The following is a 23,595-nucleotide window of genomic DNA, read 5'->3' as shown; positions in this document are numbered from 1 at the left end:
GGACTATGTCGATGTTAGATGATCTCCTGCAAAATGGCCGCCGGGTTTCGTATCACGGGCCGTGGCCACGTGCCGTTGTCGATTCTGCCGCCTGGATATCGGCTGCCTTGAGGCTATCGGAAGGACAATTGACGATGCTCGGCCTCTGGGGCGAGCGCAATGCTGTGCATATGGCGCTGCTCGACGAACAAGCCGACAGGACCGCCGTCCTCAGCCTTGAGGAGCTGCAGAATGGCTACCCTTCCATCGCGCAATATCATCCGCCGGCGCTACGCCTGGAGCGAACGCTCCGCGACCTGACGGGATTGGAGCCCGAGGGATTGCCGGATGGCAGGCCATGGATCGACCACGGCCGCTGGGATCTGCGGTTCCCATTGGGACAGCACGGCGCACCCGTCTCCGAATATTCCTACGCCTTTCTGCCTGTCGATGGAGAGAACCTGCATCAAATCCCGGTCGGGCCGGTGCATGCCGGCATCATCGAGCCCGGGCATTTTCGCTTCACGGCCAACGGTGAAACCGTCATTCGCCTCGAGGAACGGCTCGGCTATGTCCACAAGGGGATCGAGGCGCTGATGGCGGGCGTCGATCTGGCTCGTGGGGTACAGCTTGCCGGGCGGACATCCGGCGACAGCAGCGTCGCCTATGCCTATGCCTTCTCGCGGGCGGCGGAAGCGGCCCTTGGGCTCGAAGTGCCGCCGCGCGCCGTTTGGCTACGCGCGCTGATGGCCGAACTCGAGCGGCTTGCCAACCACCTCGGAGATATAGGCGCGATCTGCAATGACGCCGCCTTTGCGCTGATGCTCGCCCATTGCGCGGTGTTGCGCGAGCAGGTACTGCGCGCTGCCTACGCCGCCTTCGGGCACCGGCTGATGCGCGACCGCATCCTGCCTGGCGGCGTTGCCGCCGATCTCGACGGCAACGCAAAGGCCGGCTTACGGGAGTTGCATGCCGAGCTCAGCCGGAAATTCCCCGCCCTGGTGGAACTCTACGACAATACCGCCTCGCTTCAGGACCGAACGGTCGGCGCGGGCACGGTGCGTAACGAGCTTGCCGCCCAATATGGCGCAGGCGGCTTTGTCGGGCGGGCAGCCGGCCGCAGCTTCGACACCAGACGCAACCTTGCCTACCCACCCTACGGCGAATTGACCTTCGATGTACCGTTGCTCAGCGACGGCGACGTAAACGCCCGGATATGGATCCGCATTCGCGAAGTCGAGCAAAGCCTGTCGCTCATCGAACAAATTCTCGGCCAGCTGCCGGGCGGCCCGGTTCTTTCCGATGTTTCGCCTGTCAATGAATCCAGAGAGGGTGTGGCTCTTGTCGAAGGATTCCGCGGTGACATCCTGGCATGGCTGCGCCTTATGCCTGAGGGCAGGATCGAGCGCTGCCATCTGCGCGATCCCTCCTGGTTTCAGTGGCCGCTGCTGGAGGCTGCGATCAAAGATAATATCGTCGCCGACTTTCCGCTCTGCAACAAGTCATTCAACTGCTCGTATTCGGGGCATGATTTGTAAAGGCAAGAGACCATGCGCAAGCTCCTGTTCCAAAGCCTGATCCGGCCGCCTCTGACGGAACCTGCACCCGTGAGCGCTGATGCAGCAGCCCAGGAGCTCGCAGCCGCCGTGGACAGTAAAGCGCGCCGCAGGCTCGGTCGCAGCCTGGCAATCCGCGCCATCGATGCCGGCTCCTGCAATGGTTGTGAACTCGAAATGCATGCTCTGAGCAACGCATTTTACGATATCGAACGATTTGGCATCCGCTTCGTGGCCTCGCCACGTCATGCCGACGTGCTTATGGTCACTGGTCCCGTGACAAAGAATATGGCGGAGGCCCTCGAACGGACATACAATGCAACGCCGGAACCCAAATGGGTCGTTGCGTTGGGCGACTGCGCGCGCGATGGCGGTTGCTTTGCCGGGAGCTATGCCGTGGTCGGCGGGGTTTCGAAGGTCGTGCCCGTCGACTTGCACATTTCCGGCTGTCCGCCGTCACCGACGGATATCCTCAAAGGCTTGCTGGCACTGCTTGACCATGTGAACAAAGGAGGCCGCGCGTCGTAACGGCAAGCTTCAATGGGTCGACTTCTCCGGGCTGGATTTATCGCAATAGGCGCTCCGATCTCGGCGATGCTTGCGCTCATGGCGACCATTCGGCGCCTGGTTTTTCCGCCGGGGTCGTCACCGCGGCGACTGCACGACAGGACGCTGAGCGATCATTCGACAGATCCCGCTATTCGCCTTGCCGTTGACGCTGTCGAAAAGGTTTTTCTTCGGGATTTAAAATGGGCTTTCCGTAGGTTGCCGAGTTCGGAAACCGGCATCGACGCGCGCGTCGAAATCCTCGATGACGGCTGGCCGACAGGGCGGTTTTTGCCGCTGCAAATCAGACCCGTATCGTTCGCGAATAAAAGGCATGGAGACTACATCTATCGCGGAGAGAAGAAGCACTTCGACTACTGGACGAGGCATTCGCTAGCGGTCTGGGCGATCATTGTCGATCCCGAAAGCGGCCTGATATTTTGGCAGCGGGTTGAGAAGTGGTTGTGCGAGGTCACGGAGGCGGACTGGTCGATTGTCATACCGGCGACCAACGTGCTTGATGCCTCGGCCAGGCTCTTCTTCGAGGAGGTCACGACAACTGATCCGGAATTGCTGATGCGCTCTGCCTTTGTGCTTGATCACGAGCTGATGTTGGAAATGCAGGATCAGACGACGTTTTTCGTGTGGGACGAGTGGGGTGATAAAACGGCGATCTTTTGCAATCTGCGCATTTATATCGGCGAAGGCCACAAGGAAGAGCCGGATGTCTGGGTCGATTATTGTCTTCGTGGGTATAGTCTTCAGAAGATCATGACCAAGCTTTTCCCTTGGGCAACCTATTCTTATGCCGAGCCGATTTCGGAATATTCCGGTGAGATCGCCGTACACGTCTTGGAGGTAGAACTGCGACCTGAAGCTTATGCATATCTCGAGGCGGAGAATTTCCTGGAGGCAGGTTTTCCTGAAGACACGGAACCGTTAGCTCCGGAATCAGATGGATTCATCACGAAAGAAGAAGAGCGAGAGTTTTGGCGAAGGAGAAAAATGCACTCGCGCCCTAGCAATTGGACAGGTTAAGTCGTTAAAATCCTGGCAACTTCTTGTTAAACCGACAAAACGCGGAACACGACAAATTGTCAGAGATGGGACATGAGGACCAGATGGTCGCGGACCCGGCGCTGGTGACCATGCCTTTCCGCGCTAGCTGATTGGTCGTCGACGAGAAACGTGGTCTGCTCCTGTTCCGTCAGTTCTGCCCAGAACCCGCCGGTGGCCAACGGGAAGGAGCCCGCTAGGAATATCGGGATCGTCGGTCCGTACCTGTTCAAGAGCTTCGATGCCGTTTCCTCGGATAGCTCGTGATAGAGCTGGATTGGAGTTTCAAATCAGCGGAAAGTGGTCGGAACAACCGATTGCTTTGCATCGAGCGGGCCGGATAGACGATCAAGGTCTACTGTTCGCAGCGAGCTCTTTCGACAACCTCAAGAGCTGCGGTTCAGGACGCAAACATCAGTCGCGGTCGATCTCGATCCGAAGATCGCGTATCAGCGCTTCACGTTTAGCAAGGGCATCGATAGCACTATCGGCCAGCACTCTGGCGACCAGGTTCAGCAATCCCTCGCAGAAGACGATATAGGCACCCATGCTGTTGCTGAAGAAGCTGCTTGCATGTGGCACCAGAAATGCATGCCGGGCGGGTGGGACGAGGGGGGAAGATCGGGTATCGGTTACGGCGATCACGTCAAGCCCGCGGCGCGAACTGAGGGCTGCGACCTCCGCGACATTGCGCGTATAGGGTGCGCAACTTGAAACGACAAGAACATCGCCCGGCTCGAGCTGGGCAAGTCCCTCCGCTTCGCCAAGGCGCGGCGCATCGAGCAGGGCGACGTCGCTTCTCAACATTGCCAGCCCGTAGGTTAAAAAACTCGCAAAAGCGTGGAACTGGCGCACGCCGTAAACGCGCACGCGCTTCGCATGGGCGAGCCTATCGGCCGCGGTCCGGAGTTCGAGACCGTCGAGCTGCGCAAGAAAGCCGTCGATATTGGCTTTCGATTCAGCCGCCAGCTTCTCGAAAACATGGATTTCCTCGTCGGCTTCCTCCTTGATCGAGATCAGACGGCCAGCCTGTCGGCTGTAGAAATAGCGCCCATCATCGGAAATGGCTTCCCGGAAAACATCCTGAAAATCCCCGAAGCCGCCATAACCCAGGCGTTTGGCGAGCCGGGTCAAGGTGGATGGGTTGATGCCGAGCCCGTCGGCGAGCTCGGAAATCGTACGGACTGCCGTCTGCTCAGGCGTATCGACCAGCCGGGAGAGAACCCCGAGCGCCTTTCCCCCCAGCGAAAGATCGGTGTTGCCGCGTCTAATGTCCACCGTCAGCGCCCGGAGCTCCTCAAGTGTCTGTGGACGGGGGGAGCTTTTCGATGCGCTTAGCGTGGTCATTCATCTTGCCTCATGCGGGACTGAGCGCATCGCTCTTGAAGCGGAAGCGCGGAGCAGGGTTGCTTCCATCATAGATCGTGCAATCGACCTTGTCCGTACCGATCTTGAAGCAGGCGGTTGCCAGCGTGTTTTCGTTATCCGGATCGTCAGGTTGCTGGCGATAGATCGGTAAGGCGCTTTGCGTCGTATCGCGAAGGATCGCGAGAGGATCGATGCTCGCGCGAGCTTCCGAGATCATTGCATCCGCGCGCTCCTGGCGCGAGTTCGAAGAACCGGTGACGACCTGATGTTCGGTGCGGGTACCGCCATGGATCAGGTGATTGGCATGGCTGGAGGGGCTGCGCACGGTCTGGACGGACAGATTTTTATGGGTGAATTCCATGCTGAGGATATCGGCTTCCCCGGACCTGGCAAGCGTCAGATGAAAAGCGCCGGCGCGCGGTGCGGTCCTTACCCGGTCGACGGCCTCGTCCAGCGAACCGCAATCGAGAAGCGCCCGGGTCACGACCATGCGCGGCAGGCCGCAGCCGGTCTCGCGGGAGCGGATATTGTTGACGGTCACGACCAGGCCGGCCTCGTTGACGGCAAAGGTGTGTCCGGGAAGGGACGCTGGATAGACGAATGCCGTAAAGGCCCGGCCTTCAGATGGGCGTGCGGTCGCAAGCGCGCAGCCGCGCCGCAGGCCGGGGTCGCCGTCTTCATTATGCGCAATGATGGGTTCGGCGCCGGGGATTTGCACGGTCGTGCAGCCATCCGGGCTCATGGCCCAGATGTCGCCACGGCAGTTCCAGGCGAAAACATCCTCCAGCGGCAATTCCAGGCCGGCAGCAAGCCCAAGCAATTCCTCGAAATAGCGAGGAAAAAGCGTCTCGGTCAGTCGCCGCGCGGCCTGCACGCGATCATCATCTTTGGAATTGGTCACATATGCCCAGGCGTGGGTGCGGACCAGATGCGAATGCACTGTTCCCGCGCCGTGGCGGCCGAGTTGAAGGCCGATTTCGAATGGCTCGCCGGCGATCTCGATGCCGGAGAGCCGGTGGGATCTATCAATGGACATGCTGGAGGAACTCACGAAGGCGGGGATTTTCGGGATTGTCGAGCAGGGCGGCCGGATTGCCGTCGACCGTGATCTTGCCACCCTCCATGAAGATCAGTCGTGTGCCGACCTGTCGGGCAAACGCGATCTCGTGGGTAACGACGATCATCGTCATGCCTTCTTCTGCGAGCGACTGCATGACTTTCAGCACTTCCTGGCGAAGTTCAGGATCGAGTGCCGAGGTCGGCTCGTCGAAGAGCATCAGTTTCGGTTTCACCGCGAGCGCGCGGGCGATCGCTACGCGCTGCTGCTGGCCGCCCGATAGTTCGGCGGGGTAGTGATGGCCTCGCTCCGCCAGCCCCACCTTCGCAAGGAGTGCCTTGGCCTGCTCGGTTGCTTCGACCTTGCCGAGGCCGCGAACGCGGCGAGGGCCGAAGGCGACGTTTTCCAGCGCCGTCATCTGCGGGAAAAGGTTGAATTGCTGGAATACCATGCCCGCTTCCTGGCGGATGAGGCGCACGCGCGAACGCCCCTCGCGCACGCTGATCTCGTCGACGACGAGGTCACCGCCGTCGATTTCCTCCAGCGCATTGATGCAGCGCAGAAGGGTAGACTTGCCCGAGCCGGACGGACCGATCAGCACGACGACCTGGCCGGCCTCGATGTTGAGATTGACATCCTTGAGGACGGTGATCGGGCCGAAGGTCTTGGTGACGTTTCTGAATTCCACGATGCTCATAGGATGCGCATCCTCTTTTCGGTGAAGCGGAGGGCAAAGGTCAGGACGCCGGTCATGACGAGGTAGAGGATGGCGACCGCGGTCCAGATCTCGACCGCACGGAAATTGGCTGCCATGATCTCCTGTCCTTGCCGCGTCAATTCGCCGACACCGATGACGATGAAGAGCGACGTGTCCTTCAGGCTGACGATGAATTGATTGCCGAGCGGCGGGATCATGCGGCGAAAGGCGATCGGCCCGACGACATAGGCCAGCACCTTCCACATCGGCAGGCCGAGCGCGAGCCCGGCTTCCTGGAGGCCCTTGCTGACGGAAAGCAGCGTGCCGCGAACGATTTCCGCTATATAGGCGCCAGCGTTGACGACGATGGCGGTGATCGCTGCCGTCATGGGATTGACGCGTATATCGGCGAGCATCGGCAAGGCGAAATAGATGAACATCACCTGCACGACGATGGGTGTGCCGCGAATGATCTCCACATAGATGAAGGCGATGGCATTGAGCAGCCAGTTGCCATAGGCGCGCATGAAGCCTGCGACGGCGCCGACGGCGATGCCGCCGACAAGACCCGTAAGGGCGATGAGAACGGTCAAGCGAGCACCGCCAAGAAGGGCGGGCAGTGCATCGATGACCACCGACCAGTCGAATTGCATTGGAATACTCCCGTGGACTGCGCGTCGGCAAAACCGACGCGCATGAGGCTACCGGGCGATCAGAGCTTCGGCTCGGCGCCGAACCACTTCTTGTAGATGGCCGTGTAGGTGCCGTCCTTCTTGAGCTTGGCGAGCGAGGCGTTCACCTTGGCGACGAGGTCGCTGCCTTTCGGAAAGGCGATGCCATATTGCTGCGCCATCATCTGTTCGCCGACGGCCTTCACTTTTCCGCCGCCGGCCGTCTTGATGTAATAGAGCACGTTCGGCGTATCATGCATGGCGGCGTCGACGCGGCCTGTCTGGAGTTCCATGTAGGCGTTGTCGACATTCGGGAACTGGCGCAGTTCCGTGTCCTTGAAATTGGCCTTGGCGTAATCGGCGGCCGACGTGCCGGTCTTGATCGCCAGCGTCTTGCCCTTCAGATCGGCGGGACCGGTGATCTTGCTGTCGGTCGGGACCATCAGCAGGAAGCCGCTGTCATAATAGCCATCGGAAAAGTCGATGACCTTCTTGCGTTCGTCCTTGATGGTGATGCCGGCAAGACCGACATCGACTTGTTTGGTCTGCAAAGCCGGGATGATGCCGTTGAAGTCCATCGGCTGAAGCGTGTAGCTGACGCCGATATCCTTGGCGACCGCATCCCATAGGTCGATATCGAAGCCGACATATTTGTCGCCCTGTTTGAATTCGAACGGCACGAAGGCGGTATCGGTGGCGACGATCAGATCGGCGGCCAGAACCGGGCTGAAGGAGAGGGCGGCGGCGAAGGCACCGATCAGCAAATGACGAATACGCTGTTTCATGGAAATTCCCCTTATCTTAAATGCGCCCGAAGTTTGCTTTTTTGGCGCTATGTGCAAATGTACAATGCTTTTGCTGAAGTGTCGCATTGAAAATTTGCACGGAAAGATTCCATGCATTGAAATAGATGCCTGAAGGATAGGCGTTGCTCGCTTTCGCTCTCGCCGGACAGAAGTGAGCCTCGATGTGAGTGTCTCAAAAAATATGTTGAAGATCAATTCGTTGCTAGAATTCGGCCTATGGCGATCGCCTCTGGACTTCGGAATTCCGCCCAAAATGAAGGCGCATTGCCTAATGGTGATACAAATGAATCCTATGATGTGGTTATGCAACAATCGGATCAAATAATTGTGTTCCGCCTCGCTGTCGGGGATGCCGAGCATGCAAAAGCCCGCGCTACGGGATAGCGCTGGCTTCTTCAGAGATTGCCAGTCGATTTCCGGCGCTCAGATGGAGGCGATCGCGGCCTCGATGGCGTCTCCCAATCTCTCGACAATTGCCTCGACGTCACTTTTTACAACGATGAAAGGCGGCGCAAGCAGAACGTGATCACCGTTCTGTCCATCGATGGTGCCGCCCATCGGGTAGACCATCAGACCGCGTGTCATGGCCTCTTTCTTGATCCGGGCATTGAGTTTCAGCCCGGCGTCGAACGGCTTCTTCGTCGCCCGGTCCTCCACCAGTTCCACGGCACGGAACAAGCCTCGGCCGCGAATGTCGCCCACATGGTGGTGGTTGCCCAGCCGCTCGACAAGGTATGCTTCCAGATGGTTCCCCATGTCCCTGACATTGCCGAGCAGGCCGTCCCGCTTCAGGATGGTTTGCACGGCAAGCCCTGCGGCGGCGGCCATCGGATGGCCCATATAGGTATGGCCGTGCTGAAAAAAGCCGGATCCGAGCGCGAAGGCATCGAAGATGCGCTTCGACAGCAGCACTGCGCCGACTGGCTGATATCCTCCACCAAGGCCCTTTGCGATGGTCATAAGGTCAGGCGAGACGCCATCCTGCTCGCAGGCGTGCAGCGTGCCGGTGCGGCCCATGCCGCACATCACCTCGTCAAGGATCAGCAGCACGCCGTATTTGTCGCAGATGGCGCGGAGGCGTTTCAGGTAGTCGGCGACCGGCGGGACGGCACCGGCCGTTGCGCCCACAACCGTTTCGGCGACGAAGGCGATGACCTGATCGGCGCCGAGTTCGAGGATCTTCGCTTCCAGTTCGCCAGCGGCGCGCGCGGCATAGGCCTCGTCGCTTTCGTCGGGCATTTGCAGGCGATAGGCGTAGCAGGGATCGATGTGATGCGTTTCGATCAGCAGCGGCTTGAACTGTGCCCGCCGCCATTCGTTGCCGCCCGTTGCCAGTGCTCCAAGCGTGTTGCCGTGATAGCTCTGTCGGCGCGCAATGATGTGACGGCGCTGCGGCTCACCCTTCTCGACGAAATATTGCCGCGCCATCTTCAGCGCCGCTTCCACCGCCTCCGATCCGCCGCTGACGAGATAGACGTGATCGAGGCCTTCCGGCGCATCGGCGACGAGCCTGTCTGCCAGTTCTTCGGCGACGTCTGTCGTGAAGAAGCCGGTATGGGCATAGGCGATCCGGTCGAGCTGTGCATGAAGTGCGGCAAGCATGTCGGGATGGGCGTGGCCCAGGCAGGAAACGGCAGCACCCCCGGAGGCGTCGATATAGGCCTTGCCGTCGGCATCGAACAGATGAATGCCTTCGCCGCGCACGGCGACCGGTAGGCTGGCATGAATGGATCGATGAAGCAGGTGGGTCACGGTGTTTTCCTGAAATTGCGGGATGTGAGATGCGTGCCGAGGACAGCAAGGCGTTTGTCGAATTCGCGCAGCGCCGAAAGCGTTTCGTCACCGCCATGCCCGGCAACGAGCGCGCCGATAATTTCGGCGGCTGCAAAAGCCGGCACCATGCTGTGGAAGAAGGACGGACTGTCGGTCGGGACAATGATGGCCGTGTCGGCGGACTGCGCTAGCGGCGCAACCGGGCTGTCGGTGATGGCGACAAGGCAAACGCCGCGTTCGCGGGCATAATCGGAGATCTCGATGGTGGCGCGCGTATAGGGGAGGACGCTCACCGCCACCAGCACGTCCTGCGGCCCGGCGCGTCCGATCGGATCGGCCCCGGTCCCGCCGATCCCGTCCAGCAAGGTCGAACGTTTTCCGATGAGCGAGAGAATGTAGTTGAGGTGCCAGGCCACGGCATGGCTGGAGCGCAGCCCGAGGCAATAGACCTCATGCGCCGCCGAAATGCGGGCGCTGACCTCGGTGATGCGAGCAAGTGAATCCGGTTCGGTAAGTACTGCCGCTTGTCTGCCGAAGGTCATCAGCATCTCGCCGGCGAGAAACTGGTCGCCCTTCAGCTTCTGGTGCTGCGCCTGCTCGCCCACGCGTCCCGCAAAGTTCGGTGCGTCGCCCCGAACCGCAGCGCGATAGAGCGACCGTATGTCCTCGTAACCGTCAAAGCCGAGATGCTTGGCCAACCGCGTCATCGTTGCCGGCTGCAGCCTCGCCTGTCGCGCCTGCTCGCGCATCGAAAGCAGCGCTATGTCGCGAGGGTGGTCGAGAATATAGCGGGCGGCCGCCTGCAATTGCGCGGACATGCCTTCGAAGGCTGCGAGGATCGTCTCTTCGAGAGGGGTTTTTTCCATAGTGGATTTGTATCCTCTACGCGGCATTATTGCAACGTATGTTTCATTATGGTTAATATGAAACACATGAATCCAGAGGAAGTGCTATGCAACAGACCACGATCACCGTTGCTCCGAATGGTGGGCGCCGCACGAAGCAGGATCATCCCGCCATTCCCATGACGGCCGCTGAACTGGCGCGCACCGCGAGCGAATGCCTGGAGGCAGGCGCATCGATGATCCATGTCCATGTCCGCAATCCGGACGGCACGCATTTACTGGATGCCGAGGCCTACAAGGCTGCGATTGCCGCAATCCGCGCCGAGGTGGGGGACAGAATGGTAGTCCAGATCACCAGCGAGGCATTGGGAATTTACTCGCCCGCCGAACAGATTGCCGTCGTGAAGGCCGTGCGCCCGCAGGCCGCGTCGCTGGCGTTGCGCGAACTTGTTCCGGATGCCTCCCACGAGGCTGCCTTCGCGGATTTGCTTGCCTGGATGCGCCGCGAGGAAATATTGCCGCAGATCATCCTCTACGAGCCTGCTGAGGCGATTCGCCTGGCCGAGTATCACCAACGCGGCCTGTTGACGTTCGATGATGTGCCTGTGCTCTATGTGCTCGGACGCTACGCTGTTGGACAGACGTCGGCACCAGCAGACCTTTTACCCTTTCTCGCGCCGGATCAGCCGCATTTTTCCCACTGGAGCGTCTGCGCATTCGGTCGTTACGAAGCGGCATGCGTCACCGCCGGAGCGCTTCTGGGGGGACATGTCCGTGTCGGTTTCGAGAACAATCTCTATAGGGCAGACGGCAGTTTGGCGTCGTCAAACGCGGATCTCGTGCGTGACGTGGAAACCGCGCTTCAGTATCTGGGGCTCCGGGGCTAGCGCTATCGATCCAACGGAGCGCCGATCAGCTTCATAGGCTCGCGGCATAGGATCTCCACGGCGAACTTGTCTGAACAGGCGACGAAGACTGGAAAGCCAGCGTCAATAGAAGCTGACGCGTGTAAGGATGCTTCGGATTGGCAAATACCTCTTCGGTGGCACCGCATTCGACGAGCTGTCCGCGATAAAGAACGCCGACACGCTTGGCAATTTGCCTCACCACCCTCAGATCGTGGCTGATAAAAAGATAGGCCGTATCATGTGCGGATTGGAGCTCCTGCAACAGATCGAGGATGCGAGCCTGCACCGAGACATCCAGAGCGGATGTGGGTTCGTCCAGGATGACCAGGCGAGGCTTGCCCGCAAAGGCACGCGCGATTGCGATGCGCTGCCGTTGTCCGCCTGACAGCTCGCGCGGCAACCGTCTGGCGAAGTCTTGCGGAAGACCGACGGCCCTCAGCATTTCCGAAATCCGGTCCGCGCCGTGTCGATCTTCGCGCAAGGCGCGTTTGAGAATACGTGATAGCCTAAGACGAGGATTGAGGGTGCGATCCGGCGACTGGAAGACCATCGAAAGATTGCGTCGCTGCTCCGGCGAACGGCGCTCCACCACTTTTCCGATATCGTTGCCCATCAATGTGATCTGACCGGAGTGGCCCGGCTGAAGACCAGCAACGATCCTTGCCAGGGTCGTCTTGCCGGAGCCGGATTCACCGATCAATCCGAAGGTTTCGCCGGCTGCGATCTCGAAGGTGACGCCGTCCAAAACCCTGCGACCACCGAACGAATGCACGAGATTGGCGCATTGCAGTATGGGGATTTTAGGAGTGATGGCATCGGCCAACCGCTCTTTTCCGGAGCTGGGGGACCCCAGCGAGGGGACGTTGCGAAGCAGGTGGCGCGTATACGAATGAGCCGGCGCTTGAAGGACCTGCTCGGTCGGCCCTGTTTCGACGATGCGCCCATCCTGCATGACCGCAATGCGGTCTGCCAATTGCCGGACGAGGTGAATGTCGTGGCTTATCAGAAGGAAGGCGGTGTCATGATCGCGGCGAAGCTCACCGAGAATAGTGATGATCTCGCTTTGAACGCTAGCGTCCAGAGCTGTGGTCGGCTCGTCGAGGACGACAAGCGAAGGTTTCAGCGCGATTGCCATCGCGATTAGAACGCGTTGCTGCATTCCCCCGGAAATCTGATGCGGATATTGTTTGAGAACGGTCCGTGGGTTGCGAATATGCACGGCTTCGAGCAGCCGCACCGCCTGAATGAGCGCTTCCCGCATCGATATCTGCAGATGTGCCTGCAGAATTTCGGTGATCTGTCGGCCAATCGTTAGGGCCGGGTTCAGGGCCGCTCCGGGGTTTTGATAGACGGCGGAAATTCTTGAACCTCGCAAGTTGCGCAACGCGCGAGATGAATTGCCGCGCAGATCGCGGCCCTCGAAATCAATTCTCTCTGCCGAAACGCTCGTCGCGGCGGGTAGATAGTTGAGGACGGCCATCGCGACGGAGCTTTTTCCCGATCCGGATTCGCCGACAAGTCCGAGCACTTCGCCGCGCCTTATGTAAAAGGAAATATCGGAAACCGCCGGCTTCGATCCTGCCGCGGTTCGGTATGAAATGGACAGCCCGCGGATATCCAGAATTGGTGGCTGTGAGACCAGTTTTTCGTTGTTCGGCACGGTCCTCGGCTCCACGTTGCGATATTAATTTACAAAATACATAGACTATATGAAAAAATATGCCTAGCCGGCTTTTTGACTCCGCCGTACATCAGCAATGTAAGCGCTCGCAGACGCTCGATCGAAGCTCGGTGGCCGCGCATTGAACATGTGTTGATTGGGACGAAAATGAATATTGGCTACATTGATCGACTGCGTGGTTTGGCCGGCGACTTGTGGAATGTCGCCGTCGACGAGCACGAGGCGGGTAAGCTCGACCGCCGCGAACTGCTGAAATATGCTGGCCTCATCGGGATCGGCGGTCTTGCGAGTGCCGCACTCCCGGGATTTGCACCGACGGCCTGTGCCGCGGGCACGCCTGGCGCCACGATCCGCGTCGGGCTCGACCAGCCGACGGCCGCGATCGATCCGGTTTTGATCACCGATTCCGCCAGCATCAGCATATTGAGCCAGGTCGGCGAATATCTTCTCTTCGATGATGCCGCGACCGGCTTGCAACCCTCTCTTGCCGTGTCCTGGCAGAGCGATGACGATGTCACCGTCTGGACGGTGAAGCTTCGGGATGGTGTCCGTTTCAACAACGGCCAGGCCCTAACCTCCGCCGATGTCGTTGCCAGCTTCGAGCGCCTGGTAGATCCGGCAAACAGTTCGTCTGCGCTTTCGGCCTATAAGGGTCTGCTTTCGAAAGGCAGCATCCGGGCCGTCGATCCGCTGACTGTCGCCTTCCATCTCGATGTGCCGAACAGCAACTTCCCCTTCTATATCTCGTCGAGCGTCGTAAACGCCGTGATCCTGCCGGCGAATTACGACGGGAACTTCGAGAAGAGCTTTGTGGGAACGGGTCCTTTCAAGCTGGAATCGTATCGTCCCAAGCAGGGCGCGACCTTCATTCGAAACCCGGACTACTGGGGTGAAAAGGCGCTCCCGGAAAAGGTTGAGTTCACGTTCTACAATGACGAACAGGCTCAGGTGTTGGCGCTGAAATCCGGCGCGCTCGATGTCATTCCATATACGCCACGATCCGCGCTTGCGGTCGATGGTAACAGCGCATACCGCGTCATCAGCGTCGACTCAAGCCGGCATGACGAAGTGCATTTGCGTACCGATCAGCCGGAATTCAAGGACAAGCGCATTCGTCGAGCCCTGGCCCTTTCGATTGATCGCGAGGCGGTTGCCAAGGGCTTGTTCAGGGGGCGCGCCCGCGTCGGTAATGATAGTCCTTTTGCGCCAATCTTTGCATCCACCGATCAGTCGGTTCCGCAGCGTAAGCAGGACCTCAACGAGGCAAAGCGGCTGCTCGCCGAGGCCGGCGTCGCGAACGGCTTCAAGGTCACCCTGACCACCGAACGGGCCTACGACATTCCAGATTACGCGGTACTGATCCAGAATTTTGCGCGCAAGATCGGGATCGATGTCTCGCTGAATATTTTGCCGCAGGACGGTTACTTCGGAAGCGCGAATTTCGGAAGTTCGCCTTGGCTCGACTCCACTTTCGGTATCACCGACTACGGTCACCGTGGCACGCCCGACATCTTCCTCAATGCGACGCTGAAATCGAGCGGCACATGGAATGCGGCTCATTTCAATAATAGCGATTACGATCGCCTGCTGCTCGAATATGGCCGCGCCAAAGATCTGAAGTCGCAGCGTCTGGCAGCCGGTAAAATCCAGCAGCTGCTGCTCGATGAAACTCCGCTCATCATTTCGTATTTCCTCCAGTACAGCCGCATCACCAGCGCCAAGGTCGCAGGCGTCGGTTTCACGGCGATTTCGCATCTGCTGCTGGCGCGAGCCCACACGGTTTAATCCGCGACACGCCCGGCACGCCGTTGCCGGGGTTTCTTTCGGCGATTTCGCATGCTGCTTTTAAAATATACTATTTTTCGACTATTTTTGATGCTGGTGACGCTTGCCCTCGTCAGCATCATCATCTTTTCGTGTGTGCATCTGCTGCCCGGCGATGTCGCGCGGGCGATGTTGGGTCCTTTGGCCGATGCGCGTGCCGTGGCGGAGTTGAATGCGAAGCTCGGTACCGACAGGTCGGTCTTCGTTCAGTACGGACAATGGTTCCATCATGCGATCACCGGCGATTTCGGCATTTCGTTGTCCATGCGCCGCCCGGTGACGCCGGAAGTCTTAAAGGCATTGGCAAACTCAGCCTCTCTTGCGGCGATGACGATTATCCTTGTCGTTCCGCTCGGGATCGGTGGGGGTGTCGTCGCCGGCCTGTATCAGAAATCGGCCCTTGACCGGCTCATCATCCTAAGCGGTGTGTCGCTATCCGTCATTCCGGATTTTGTTTCGGCGCTTCTTTTAATGATCGTCTTTGCTTTGTGGCTGAACTGGTTTCCGCTTGACGGACCGGCCGACGGATCGGGATTCTGGAGCAGCACCTACCATCTCATCCTGCCGGCACTTCCTCTCGTATTCAATCTACTGGGTTACGTGGCGCGGATGACACGGGCTGGCGTCGTTGAGGTCATCAATGCAGATTATACGCGAACGGCGATTCTGAAGGGTCTGCCGCCACGAACCGTGCTCGTCCGCCACGTCCTGCCAAACGCGCTTGCGCCGACGATCGCGGTTCTTGCGACGCAAAGCGGAGCTCTGCTTGGCGGCTTGGTCGTCGTCGAGGCTCTCTTCAATATCCAGGGTCTCGGCAATCTCGTGCTGACGGCGGCCAAGGCTCGCGACTTTCCAATGCTCGAAGCCGGCGTTTTGACGATGGCGGCTGCTTACGCCGTCACATCGCTTGCCGGCGATCTCTTGCAATCGCTGCTCAATCCACGCCTGCGGGTAGGGCATCCATCATGATCCGTGATCAGCTCGCCAAGATCGGTCAAGGCGCGACAGAGCAAGCTGCGGAGGACGTGGTGCCTTCTGCGACGAAGAGAAGGCCATTCGCACCATCGCCGACGCTGACGGTGGGTATCCTTATCCTGTCATTCTGGCTCGCATGCGCGGTCCTTGGCCCGACCTTGGTTCCCTTCGATCCCTATGCGGACGATATCCTCAACGCCACGCTCCCTCCGAATGCCCTTCACTGGTTCGGGACAGATGCGCTCGGACGCGACGTCTTCTCCCGCGTGATCGTTGGGTCGCGCGCCATCCTGACAGTCGCGCCGATTGCTACCCTTCTCGGCCTCGTCGTGGGTTCCGCGCTCGGATTGATTCTGGGTTACGTCGGTGGATTGGTCGATGCTCTGGCCAGCCGTATCCTGGAAGCGTTCATGGCACTCCCCGTCGTCGTTCTCGCTCTTTTGATGCTGGTCACGCTCGGCGCGTCCGATCTCACCGTCATCCTCATGGTCGGACTTTTGTATGCGCCCTTGGTCGCAAAAACGGTCAGAGCATCCGTCCGGGCGGAGAAGGAACTCGACTACGTCAGCGCCGCGCGTCTGAGTGGAGAAGGCGCAGTCTCAATTATGGTTTGCGAGATTTTGCTCAATATCGCGCAGGTGATCCTGATCGAAGGTATCGTCCGGCTCGGATATGCCTTCTTTACAGTCGCGACGCTCAGCTTTCTTGGTCTGGGAATTCAACCACCTTCGACAGACTGGGGTCTGGCGATCGCCGAGAACTACGGATTCCTCACGTCAGGCATGTGGTGGATCGTTACCTTCAATGCCGCCGCGATTGTCTCTCTTGTCATCGCCACCAACCTGATCGCCGATGGTCTCGGAGCTTTCGATGGATAATTTTGTGACTGACGCTTCCGAAGATCTCGACGCGCCTGGTTTCGAGCCCGTATCCGACAGCGAGCGATCTTCTGCCATTGCACCGGTGGAATGGCCGACCGTTGCCTTGATTTTAGGCTGCCATGTCGTCTGGTTGGGCGCGGGACTGTTCGTCTATCCGCTGTCACCGGTTCTCGCGCTAGCAGTGTTTAGTCTCTGCGTCACGTTTCACTCGTCGCTGCAGCACGAGGTGCTGCATGGGCACCCAACGAGAAATCCGCTAATCAACGAGATGCTGGTCTTCCTGCCGCTCGGGCTTTTCTATCCCTATCGCAGCTATAAGGAAACGCATCTGCAGCACCATACCGATGAGCGGCTGACCGATCCCTACGACGATCCTGAGAGTTACTACCGCGCATTCGGGGACTGGTTGCGATTGCCAAGGGTCATGCGGTTCCTGCTGACGATCAACAATACGCTCGTCGGCAGGGTTCTCCTTGGCCCACCGTTGAATGTCATCGGTTTCACGATGTCGGAATGGCGGGCGATCGGCAGTGGCGATCGTCTCAAGGCAAAGAACTGGCTTCTCCATGTCTTAGGCGCCATCCCCGTCATCTTCTTGGTTCAAACCGTCTTCTGCATTCCAATCATTGTCTATGCCACGACGGCCGGTTACCTAGGCCTCGCCGTCACGGCCATCCGCTCCTATTCCGAGCATCAATGGTCGGAAAATCCCGATGGGCGCACGATAATTGTCGAGCGCTCGCTGCTGGCGCCGATCTTTCTTTATAACAACTTGCACATTGTCCATCACAAGTTGCCATGGGTGCCCTGGTATCGTCTGCCCGCGACCTACCGTACGAGAAGCGTGCATTGGCAAGAGGTGAACCGCGGCTACGTTTTCCGCAATTATCTCGCGATTATTCGCGCGTTCGCGTTTCGAATGAAGGAGCCGGTTGTTCATCCCGCTCTTCGATGTGACACTCACCCACAAATCAATGACGACACGAAATAGGATTGCTACAATGCCATCGCGCCAGCACATGGTTCTTTCTGCCTTCTTCTACAACCCGCAGGGCGATCATCGGCTGTCATGGCGGCATGACAACGCACCGAAACGGGAAATCTTCGATCTCGACTATTATCGAAAGCTCGTGGAGGCCGCTGAACAGGCGAAACTGGATACGATCTTCATCGCCGATCACCTCGGGATCTGGGATACCTACGAGAGCGGCGTTGCTCACTATGCCAACGCGCGTCTGGAGCCGCTATCGCTGGTTTCGGCGCTTGCCGCGGTGACGAAAGACATCGGGTTCATCGTGACGGCGTCAACCTCCTATACCGAGCCTTTCAATATCGCCCGCACGTTCGCGTCGATGGATCATATCAGCAAAGGGCGCGTTGGCTGGAACGTGGTAACGTCCGCGTTGGAGGAGGAGGCCCGCAATTTCGGTCTCGATGGCAATATTCGCCACGCCACGCGTTATCAGCGCGCCGGCGAATTTCTGGATGTCGTCAAGAAACTTTGGGATAGCTGGGAAGACGACGCGCTGCTAATCGACAAGAAGAGCGGTTACTTTGCCGATCCGTCGAAAATCCACTACCTCGATCACGCTGGAGAACATTTTAAGGTAAGGGGACCATTGAACGTAGCCCGCTCCCCCCAAGGGCATCCGCTCCTTGTACAGGCGGGCTCCTCCGAATCCGGAAAGGAGTTGGCGACCGACCATACGGATGTTCATTTCGCTGTGTTCAAGAGCGAAGAGGAGGGGCGACGCTATCGCGCCGATATCAACCAGCGTCTGGCGCAGAAAGGACGGGCGCCGGACAGCTTTGTTCTCCTTCCAGGAGTTCTGCCGATCGTTGCCGCATCCCGTGACGAGGCGGCGGAAAGGCATGCAGCACTTGAAGATCTGATGATCGACCGTGTCAGCATCGATCTGCTGTCGAGCTGGTCGGGTGTTGATCTTTCCTCCTATCCGCTCGATGGACCGTTGCCGGAACTGCCTGACGAAAGCACTTTCGATGGCTGGCGCACATGGCTCAACATTGTCAAGAACGAGGCGAACAAGGGCCTGACGATCCGCCAGCTTGCGCGGAAGATCGCCAATACGGGGTCCGTTCCGATCCTTTCAGGAAGCCCCGTCGATGTTGCCGATCAGCTCGAAGCTTGGTTCGTTGCGGGTATTGCCGACGGCTACAATCTGATGTTCCCGTTGCTGCCCGATGACTGGATCAACTTCACGCAGAGCGTGGTTCCAGAGCTGCAGAGGCGCGGACTGTTTCGCACGGCATACGAGCCCGGCACGTTTCGTGAGCGACTTGGCCTCAGACGCCCGGACAGTCAATTTGCACGCGGCGTTGCGAATCCGGCCTCCACGTGTTGATCTTGCTTCCAAATCCGTCACACGACCTCCCTTGATCCGAGAGACCGCATGCGTTTCGCAAGTATTCAGATGTACGCAAACTTTGCGCCGCTTCGGCAGGCAACGGACGACCTGTGGGCATTCGTGCGCGACCAACTGCGTGCAAAGGGGCTGGATGGAGTGCCGGATGGTTTGAGCTGGAATTCAACCTATCATGACGCATGGCTGGATCCCGATCTACTTCTTTCTCAGACATGCGGATATCCGTATGTATCGCGTCTGCAGGGCAGGGTTAGGCTGGTGGCCACGCCGGAGTATGAATATCCTGGATGTTCCGGGGCAGATATGCGCAGCTTCGCTATTGTCCGCGACGAGAGCCGTTTCGATAGCGTCTCGGATGCGAAGAGCATGCGGGTCGCAATCAACCAGCTTGAGAGTAACTCCGGCTACAACTTGCTGCGCGCTCTGATCGCACCCCATGCAGATCAGGGGCGCTTCTTCTCATCCGTCCTTCATACCGGCAGCCATGATGCAAGCTTGGCTGCGGTCAGGAATGGGGGCGCCGATATTGCCGCCATAGACTGCATCACCTTCGGGAATATAGCGCAATTTGATCCGAAGAGCATCGATGGCATCCGCATATTAGCTGAAACGCCGGTTGGTCCAGGACTACCCTTCATCACAAGGTCGGGAGCGTCCGACGAGGAAGTCGCATTGTTGCGGGATGCCCTGTCTGCCGCGATTGCTTCGCCGGCTCTAGGTGAGACGCGACGGGTACTGTCACTCAAGAATTTTCATGTTTTGGACGATGATGACTATGCGCGGCTGAAGTTTCTGGATGATCGTGCCGGGCGATTAGGCTATCCGCGGATCAACTGAAATTGGCCAGTCATGAGGCCGCTTTGACGTGGATCCGTTCAACGTTGCAGTCCAATCTGGTGGAGCCTGCGTCGAGTGCGCCTGCTCAAATGAGGGAGTATCCTCAAATCGGAGCTGCGCTTTTTTCGCTGGCATAGGAGGGCCAAATCAAGGCAATGCTATGCAATGATCAGCAATCGGCGAGGCTTGAGATAAGGTGATGAAAAACATCATTTTTTCATGATGGCCGATGGGTCGCGACTGGCCGCCGGTTCGACCCCTTTCAAGAGCTGCATCCGAATACTTCTACACGTTTTCACGCGTATAGATGTCGAAGGGGACGATCTTTGTGTAGCTGGCATTCTCCGCCGCGGCTCCGGTGGCCATGACCATGCCTTTCATCGTTTCGCTGGCAAGGCGGGCGAGCGGATGGGCGATGGATAGAGTGAGCGTTCCGTCGAGCAGAGCTGCTTTCACATTGTCCATGAGTTCGTAGCCGACGACGGCCAGAGTGCCGGCACGTCCGGTCGTGCGCAGCGCCGCCAGCACGCCGGAAATACCGCCACCCGCAACATAAAGACCGGCAAGATCGGGATGATCTGCGAGCAGACGTTCGGTCATTTCCTGTGCCACGGCGGAGGACTCGAAGGTCGAAAGAGGCTCGAGCAGCACGAAGTCCCGAGCGTGCTCCCGAAAATAGGAGCGAAAGCCGGTCTCGTTCATTTCCTGATTCCGATAGCGTGGATTGCCCATCAGCAGACCGATTTTGCCAGGGCTTTTGCAGATATGGTCGAAGGCCCAGGCCGCAGTGCGGCCGACCTTCCAGTTATCCAGCCCGATATAGTGGACCTGGCCCGTCGCGGCGAGCTGCGAGATCAGCGCAAAGACGGGGATGCCTCCCGCCTGGATCTTTTCCAGCGCCTGGAGGACGACGGGATGCACGGCAGTCGTGATGCAGAGTGCGTCACATTCCTCGGCTAGCGCCAGCGCCCGGTCCGCAGTGTTCTGAGGGGAGAGGTCTTCCAGATGCTCGATCCGCAGATCCAGTTCGACGATTTCTATCGCTGCGGCTGCCTCCTGCAGGGCCAGCGCGACGAGCTGGTAGAATGGTCGGTGCGGTTGGAGGAGCAGCACGCCGAAGCGATATTTCGGGCGGGCTGCCGCATTGCGTGCCTCGATGGCTCCAAGCCCATAAAAGCCGATGCTTTCGGCAGCAGCGCGGACCGTCTCTCTTGTCTGAGCCCGCACATTCTCCGCACCGGAGAGGACCCGGTTGGCCGTCGCGATCGAGACGCCTGCGGCGTCGGCGAGATTGCGGATGGTCGGTCTTTTCATTCAGGCTCCATGATATGAAATGTATCAATTCAGCGAATTTCTGAGATGAATGATACGATCGTCTATGGAGAGAGAAATGCGCCTTGATTTCATAGAGGTCAAGTTGGCATTGTCCTTGCCAGAGGACGACGGGTGAACGCGCACGCGGCCCACGGCGTTCTGGGAGAGAAATGCAATCGACATCGCCGGCTTATGCGCTTTGGGCCTTTGCCCGAAGAGCGCCGCGTTTTGTCATGCGATCTGCGGCACCTCTCCCGCATCACGAACAGGGACGCTCGATGTCCGGGAGGCATGACGATGGACGATCTCAAATACGGAACGCGGAACAAGCGCGGTGATTGGGCGCCCAATGGGCGGATCGAAATCGCGCCTTTCTGGTCCTGGCCGCCGAAGATCCCATCCGTGCTGAAATGGGTGCCGGAATATATCTGGCCGTGGAATGCCTTTCACATGGCAACCGCACTTCTCTACTGGTTCTATGTCGTGCCCGACGTTGAGGTGATGAAAACCTTGAGTTGGGGTTGGGCGCTCTGGCTATACGCAGTCAATGCGGCTGCGATCTTTGCCTTTTATGGCTCCATCGAGCTGTTTTTCTATGTGAAGCGTAAGCAGGGCAATCGCTTCAAATACAACGTCAAGTTCCCGAGCGAGCAGCCGTCCGATGTCTTCTGGTTCAAGAGCCAGAACATCGACAATTTCCTGCGCTCGTTCTTCCTGTCGATCCCGCTGTGGACACTCGTCGAGGTCCTCTTTCTGTGGGTATTTGCTAATGGCTTGGTGCCTTGGCTCAGCTGGTCGAACCATCCTTATTATCTGGCGTTCCTCGTCGCCGTTGCACCGATGATCCATGAAGTCCATTTCTTCATCATCCATCGCTTGATCCATTGGGGGCCGTTTTATCGCTGGATCCATTCGGTCCACCACAATTCGGTGAACCCGTCGCCGTGGTCCTCGCTCTCCATGCATCCGGTCGAAGGTTTTCTCTATCACGCTGTTGCCCTCTGGCACCTCGTCATTCCATCGAATCCGATCGTCGCGCTGTTCCAGCTCCATATTGCCGGCTTCGGCGCGGTCAATGGCCATATCGGTTTCGACAAGCTGGAGATCACCGAGGAGACGCCGCTCGATACCCATGCCTATGCCCACTACCTGCATCACAAATACTTCGAGGTGAACTATGGCGGCGATGGGCTGATCCCGCTCGATAGGTGGTTCGGCACCTGGCACGACGGCACCAAGGAGGGTGACGTGCAGATGCAGACCCGTTTTGCCAAAAAGAGAGAGCGGATGAACGCAAAGACGGTTCGCGCAAACAACTGAATTCACGGGATTCCCCGATGTCAGCGAGGAGGCGGACATCAGGGAGCAAGGGCCCGCGACGCCCTGCAGCTCAATGCTTTTTAAACCCGTCGCATGACGGAAACCGGGAGGAAATTCGATGACAATGCTGACCACCATGACCAAGGCGCTCGCGACCTCGGTTGCCCTCTGTCTCACTGCAAGCATGGTGCTTGCCGCCGACATCGCCGTCGTTGGCGGCAAGACCGACGATGCCTTCTGGAGCAAGATCAAGAAAGGGGTGGACGATAGCCGCCTCGTTGTGGCGGCAAATGGCGGCAAGGTGACTTATCTCCAGCTCCAGACCTACGACAATCTAGGCCCCGATGCTGCTGGTCTTGTGCGCACCGCCATCAGCCAGGGCGTCAAAGGCCTCGTCGTCCCCAACTGGGTGCCGGAGGCTGAAGACGAAGCGATCAAGGCCGCCGTCAGCAGTGGTGTCAAAGTCATCCTCATGAATGCCGGCTCGTTGGACAAGGCAAAAGAACTCGGCGCTATCAACTATGTCGGCTCGGACGAATATCTCGCCGGGCTCGCAGGCGGAGAGTATTTCGGCAAGAGCGGCCAGAAGAAAGTGCTCTGTGTCAATACGCTGCCCGGTAGCGCCAACCAGGAAGCCCGCTGCAAGGGCGTGATCGACGGTATCGGCAAAGCCGGCGGAGCGGGCAAGCAGCTGCCGCTGCCGGCGACCAGCTTCGGCGACCCCACGGCGATCGCCGAAGGCGTCAAGGCAACATTGACGCAGGACAGCGCGATCGACGGCGTCATCACGATCGGTGCGGGTGATGCGGATGCGGCGGCAAGCGGCATCCAGCAGGCCGGCAAAGCCGAAACCGTGAAGCTCGGCTCCTTCGACTTCAATGAGGCGGGGCTCGATCGCATCAAGAGCGGTGCGCAGCTCTTCGCCATCGATCAGCAGCCCTATCTCCAGTCGCTGCTCTCCGTTTCGCTGCTGGCATCCAACATCGATTTCGGCACCGATCTGCCAGTGAAACCGGTCCTGACCGGGCCAGGTATCGTCGATGCCTCGAACATTGCCACGACGCTTGCGGGCGTGTCCAAGGGCGCGCGCTAAACCGCGCGTCACGGTCGCTCCCTG

General features: G+C 58.9%; 21 protein-coding genes. 12 read left to right on the top strand and 9 right to left on the bottom strand.

All coding sequences use genetic code 11. The features are described 5' to 3' along the window. Positions 1–5: 5 nt before the first annotated feature. The 3 genes from GA0061103_RS26860 to GA0061103_RS26850 are packed head-to-tail and all read left to right on the top strand — an operon-like array spanning position 6 to position 3,119. On the top strand, positions 6–1,517 hold the full coding sequence (locus GA0061103_RS26860) for a hydrogenase large subunit (RefSeq protein ID WP_092716595.1): 1,512 nt from the start codon (positions 6–8) through the stop codon (positions 1,515–1,517). 12 nt (positions 1,518–1,529) lie between these two features. Further along, positions 1,530–2,063, top strand: coding sequence for an NADH-quinone oxidoreductase subunit B family protein (locus GA0061103_RS26855; RefSeq protein ID WP_092716594.1), 534 nt, complete (start codon positions 1,530–1,532; stop codon positions 2,061–2,063). Positions 2,064–2,075: 12 nt separating this feature from the next. Continuing rightward, on the top strand, positions 2,076–3,119 hold the full coding sequence (locus GA0061103_RS26850; protein WP_092716592.1) for a DUF4365 domain-containing protein: 1,044 nt from the start codon (positions 2,076–2,078) through the stop codon (positions 3,117–3,119). 432 nt (positions 3,120–3,551) lie between these two features. Here GA0061103_RS26850 and GA0061103_RS26840 read toward each other — a convergent pair whose 3' ends face one another. The 7 genes from GA0061103_RS26840 to GA0061103_RS26810 form a co-directional block, all read right to left on the bottom strand. Further along, complete coding sequence (locus GA0061103_RS26840; RefSeq protein ID WP_092716588.1) at positions 3,552–4,484, bottom strand: MurR/RpiR family transcriptional regulator; 933 nt, start codon at positions 4,482–4,484, stop codon at positions 3,552–3,554. A gap of 10 nt (positions 4,485–4,494) precedes the next feature. Continuing rightward, complete coding sequence (locus tag GA0061103_RS26835) at positions 4,495–5,541, bottom strand: C45 family autoproteolytic acyltransferase/hydrolase (protein ID WP_092716587.1); 1,047 nt, start codon at positions 5,539–5,541, stop codon at positions 4,495–4,497. Then, the gene (gene glnQ / locus GA0061103_RS26830) at positions 5,531–6,259 is read right to left on the bottom strand and encodes a glutamine ABC transporter ATP-binding protein GlnQ (protein WP_092716585.1); all 729 of its coding nucleotides are present in this window, start codon (positions 6,257–6,259) and stop codon (positions 5,531–5,533) included. The genes GA0061103_RS26835 and glnQ overlap by 11 nt, the downstream gene beginning before the upstream one ends. Further along, positions 6,256–6,912 (bottom strand): glutamine ABC transporter permease GlnP, encoded by a 657-nt coding sequence (gene glnP, locus GA0061103_RS26825; RefSeq protein ID WP_092716583.1) that lies wholly within the window; start codon positions 6,910–6,912, stop codon positions 6,256–6,258. The genes glnQ and glnP overlap by 4 nt, the downstream gene beginning before the upstream one ends. Positions 6,913–6,971: 59 nt before the next feature. Continuing rightward, entirely contained in the window at positions 6,972–7,715 is a 744-nt protein-coding gene (glnH, locus tag GA0061103_RS26820) for a glutamine ABC transporter substrate-binding protein GlnH (RefSeq protein WP_092716581.1), read from the bottom strand. Positions 7,716–8,159: 444 nt separating this feature from the next. Further along, positions 8,160–9,488, bottom strand: a complete 1,329-nt coding sequence (locus GA0061103_RS26815) for an aspartate aminotransferase family protein (RefSeq protein ID WP_092716579.1) — start codon at positions 9,486–9,488, stop codon at positions 8,160–8,162. Then, positions 9,485–10,375: a MurR/RpiR family transcriptional regulator gene (locus GA0061103_RS26810; protein WP_092716577.1), complete on the bottom strand. Its 891-nt coding sequence runs from the start codon at positions 10,373–10,375 to the stop codon at positions 9,485–9,487. Before GA0061103_RS26810 ends, GA0061103_RS26815 begins: the two co-directional genes overlap by 4 nt. Before the next feature lie 86 nt (positions 10,376–10,461). Between GA0061103_RS26810 and GA0061103_RS26805 the strand changes: the two genes are divergently transcribed. Further along, on the top strand, positions 10,462–11,241 hold the full coding sequence (locus tag GA0061103_RS26805; protein ID WP_092716576.1) for a beta-keto acid cleavage family enzyme: 780 nt from the start codon (positions 10,462–10,464) through the stop codon (positions 11,239–11,241). Positions 11,242–11,272: 31 nt separating this feature from the next. Here the strand turns inward: GA0061103_RS26805 and GA0061103_RS26800 are convergent, their stop codons facing one another. Beyond that, on the bottom strand, positions 11,273–12,922 hold the full coding sequence (locus GA0061103_RS26800; RefSeq protein WP_167376657.1) for a dipeptide ABC transporter ATP-binding protein: 1,650 nt from the start codon (positions 12,920–12,922) through the stop codon (positions 11,273–11,275). Positions 12,923–13,090: 168 nt separating this feature from the next. Here GA0061103_RS26800 and GA0061103_RS35240 point away from each other — a divergent pair, with 168 nt between their 5' ends. From GA0061103_RS35240 to GA0061103_RS26770, 6 genes are read left to right on the top strand one after another with little or no spacing between them, the layout of a single operon-like run. Beyond that, a complete protein-coding gene (locus GA0061103_RS35240) occupies positions 13,091–14,728 on the top strand; it encodes an ABC transporter substrate-binding protein (RefSeq protein WP_092716572.1) in 1,638 nt (545 codons plus the stop codon). Between the two features lie 51 nt (positions 14,729–14,779). Then, positions 14,780–15,736 (top strand): ABC transporter permease, encoded by a 957-nt coding sequence (locus GA0061103_RS35235; RefSeq protein WP_092716570.1) that lies wholly within the window; start codon positions 14,780–14,782, stop codon positions 15,734–15,736. Next, positions 15,733–16,620, top strand: coding sequence for an ABC transporter permease (locus GA0061103_RS26785; protein ID WP_092716568.1), 888 nt, complete (start codon positions 15,733–15,735; stop codon positions 16,618–16,620). Before GA0061103_RS35235 ends, GA0061103_RS26785 begins: the two co-directional genes overlap by 4 nt. Beyond that, the gene (locus tag GA0061103_RS26780) at positions 16,613–17,614 is read left to right on the top strand and encodes a fatty acid desaturase (protein ID WP_092716566.1); all 1,002 of its coding nucleotides are present in this window, start codon (positions 16,613–16,615) and stop codon (positions 17,612–17,614) included. Before GA0061103_RS26785 ends, GA0061103_RS26780 begins: the two co-directional genes overlap by 8 nt. Before the next feature lie 10 nt (positions 17,615–17,624). Beyond that, positions 17,625–18,986 (top strand): LLM class flavin-dependent oxidoreductase, encoded by a 1,362-nt coding sequence (locus GA0061103_RS26775; protein WP_208603570.1) that lies wholly within the window; start codon positions 17,625–17,627, stop codon positions 18,984–18,986. A gap of 48 nt (positions 18,987–19,034) precedes the next feature. After that, a complete protein-coding gene (locus tag GA0061103_RS26770; RefSeq protein ID WP_092716563.1) occupies positions 19,035–19,844 on the top strand; it encodes a phosphate/phosphite/phosphonate ABC transporter substrate-binding protein in 810 nt (269 codons plus the stop codon). A gap of 285 nt (positions 19,845–20,129) precedes the next feature. Here the strand turns inward: GA0061103_RS26770 and GA0061103_RS26765 are convergent, their stop codons facing one another. After that, the gene (locus GA0061103_RS26765) at positions 20,130–21,158 is read right to left on the bottom strand and encodes a LacI family DNA-binding transcriptional regulator (RefSeq protein WP_092716561.1); all 1,029 of its coding nucleotides are present in this window, start codon (positions 21,156–21,158) and stop codon (positions 20,130–20,132) included. Between the two features lie 297 nt (positions 21,159–21,455). On the opposite strand from GA0061103_RS26765, the gene GA0061103_RS26760 reads away from it, so the two are divergent. After that, positions 21,456–22,478 carry a sterol desaturase family protein gene (locus GA0061103_RS26760; protein WP_092716559.1) on the top strand — a complete coding sequence of 341 codons (1,023 nt, stop codon included), beginning with the start codon at positions 21,456–21,458 and terminating at the stop codon, positions 22,476–22,478. Positions 22,479–22,602: 124 nt separating this feature from the next. Beyond that, a complete protein-coding gene (locus GA0061103_RS26755) occupies positions 22,603–23,571 on the top strand; it encodes a substrate-binding domain-containing protein (protein ID WP_425349553.1) in 969 nt (322 codons plus the stop codon). Positions 23,572–23,595: the final 24 nt, after the last annotated feature.

The sequence above is a fragment of the Martinezella multihospitum genome (genome assembly GCF_900094585.1).
GTDB lineage: Bacteria > Pseudomonadota > Alphaproteobacteria > Rhizobiales > Rhizobiaceae > Rhizobium > Rhizobium multihospitium.
The sequence above is the reverse complement of the archived record's forward strand: the minus strand, read 5'-3'. Positions and strand labels throughout refer to the sequence as shown.

Bases quoted from the DNA above. Each gene is read 5' to 3' on its own strand.
- GA0061103_RS26840 (WP_092716588.1), bottom strand. From the start codon at position 4,484: ATGACCACGCTAAGCGCATCGAAAAGCTCCCCCCGTCCACAGACACTT.
- GA0061103_RS26780 (WP_092716566.1), top strand. From the start codon at position 16,613: ATGGATAATTTTGTGACTGACGCTTCCGAAGATCTCGACGCGCCTGGT.
- GA0061103_RS26765 (WP_092716561.1), bottom strand. From the start codon at position 21,158: ATGAAAAGACCGACCATCCGCAATCTCGCCGACGCCGCAGGCGTCTCG.
- GA0061103_RS26755 (WP_425349553.1), top strand. From the start codon at position 22,603: ATGCTGACCACCATGACCAAGGCGCTCGCGACCTCGGTTGCCCTCTGT.
- GA0061103_RS26785 (WP_092716568.1), top strand. From the start codon at position 15,733: ATGATCCGTGATCAGCTCGCCAAGATCGGTCAAGGCGCGACAGAGCAA.
- GA0061103_RS26805 (WP_092716576.1), top strand. From the start codon at position 10,462: ATGCAACAGACCACGATCACCGTTGCTCCGAATGGTGGGCGCCGCACG.
- GA0061103_RS26810 (WP_092716577.1), bottom strand. From the start codon at position 10,375: ATGGAAAAAACCCCTCTCGAAGAGACGATCCTCGCAGCCTTCGAAGGC.
- GA0061103_RS35235 (WP_092716570.1), top strand. From the start codon at position 14,780: ATGCTGCTTTTAAAATATACTATTTTTCGACTATTTTTGATGCTGGTG.
- GA0061103_RS35240 (WP_092716572.1), top strand. From the start codon at position 13,091: ATGAATATTGGCTACATTGATCGACTGCGTGGTTTGGCCGGCGACTTG.
- GA0061103_RS26770 (WP_092716563.1), top strand. From the start codon at position 19,035: ATGCGTTTCGCAAGTATTCAGATGTACGCAAACTTTGCGCCGCTTCGG.
- GA0061103_RS26760 (WP_092716559.1), top strand. From the start codon at position 21,456: ATGGACGATCTCAAATACGGAACGCGGAACAAGCGCGGTGATTGGGCG.
- GA0061103_RS26775 (WP_208603570.1), top strand. From the start codon at position 17,625: ATGCCATCGCGCCAGCACATGGTTCTTTCTGCCTTCTTCTACAACCCG.
- GA0061103_RS26855 (WP_092716594.1), top strand. From the start codon at position 1,530: ATGCGCAAGCTCCTGTTCCAAAGCCTGATCCGGCCGCCTCTGACGGAA.
- glnP (WP_092716583.1), bottom strand. From the start codon at position 6,912: ATGCAATTCGACTGGTCGGTGGTCATCGATGCACTGCCCGCCCTTCTT.
- GA0061103_RS26850 (WP_092716592.1), top strand. From the start codon at position 2,076: ATGGGTCGACTTCTCCGGGCTGGATTTATCGCAATAGGCGCTCCGATC.
- GA0061103_RS26860 (WP_092716595.1), top strand. From the start codon at position 6: ATGTCGATGTTAGATGATCTCCTGCAAAATGGCCGCCGGGTTTCGTAT.
- glnQ (WP_092716585.1), bottom strand. From the start codon at position 6,259: ATGAGCATCGTGGAATTCAGAAACGTCACCAAGACCTTCGGCCCGATC.
- glnH (WP_092716581.1), bottom strand. From the start codon at position 7,715: ATGAAACAGCGTATTCGTCATTTGCTGATCGGTGCCTTCGCCGCCGCC.
- GA0061103_RS26835 (WP_092716587.1), bottom strand. From the start codon at position 5,541: ATGTCCATTGATAGATCCCACCGGCTCTCCGGCATCGAGATCGCCGGC.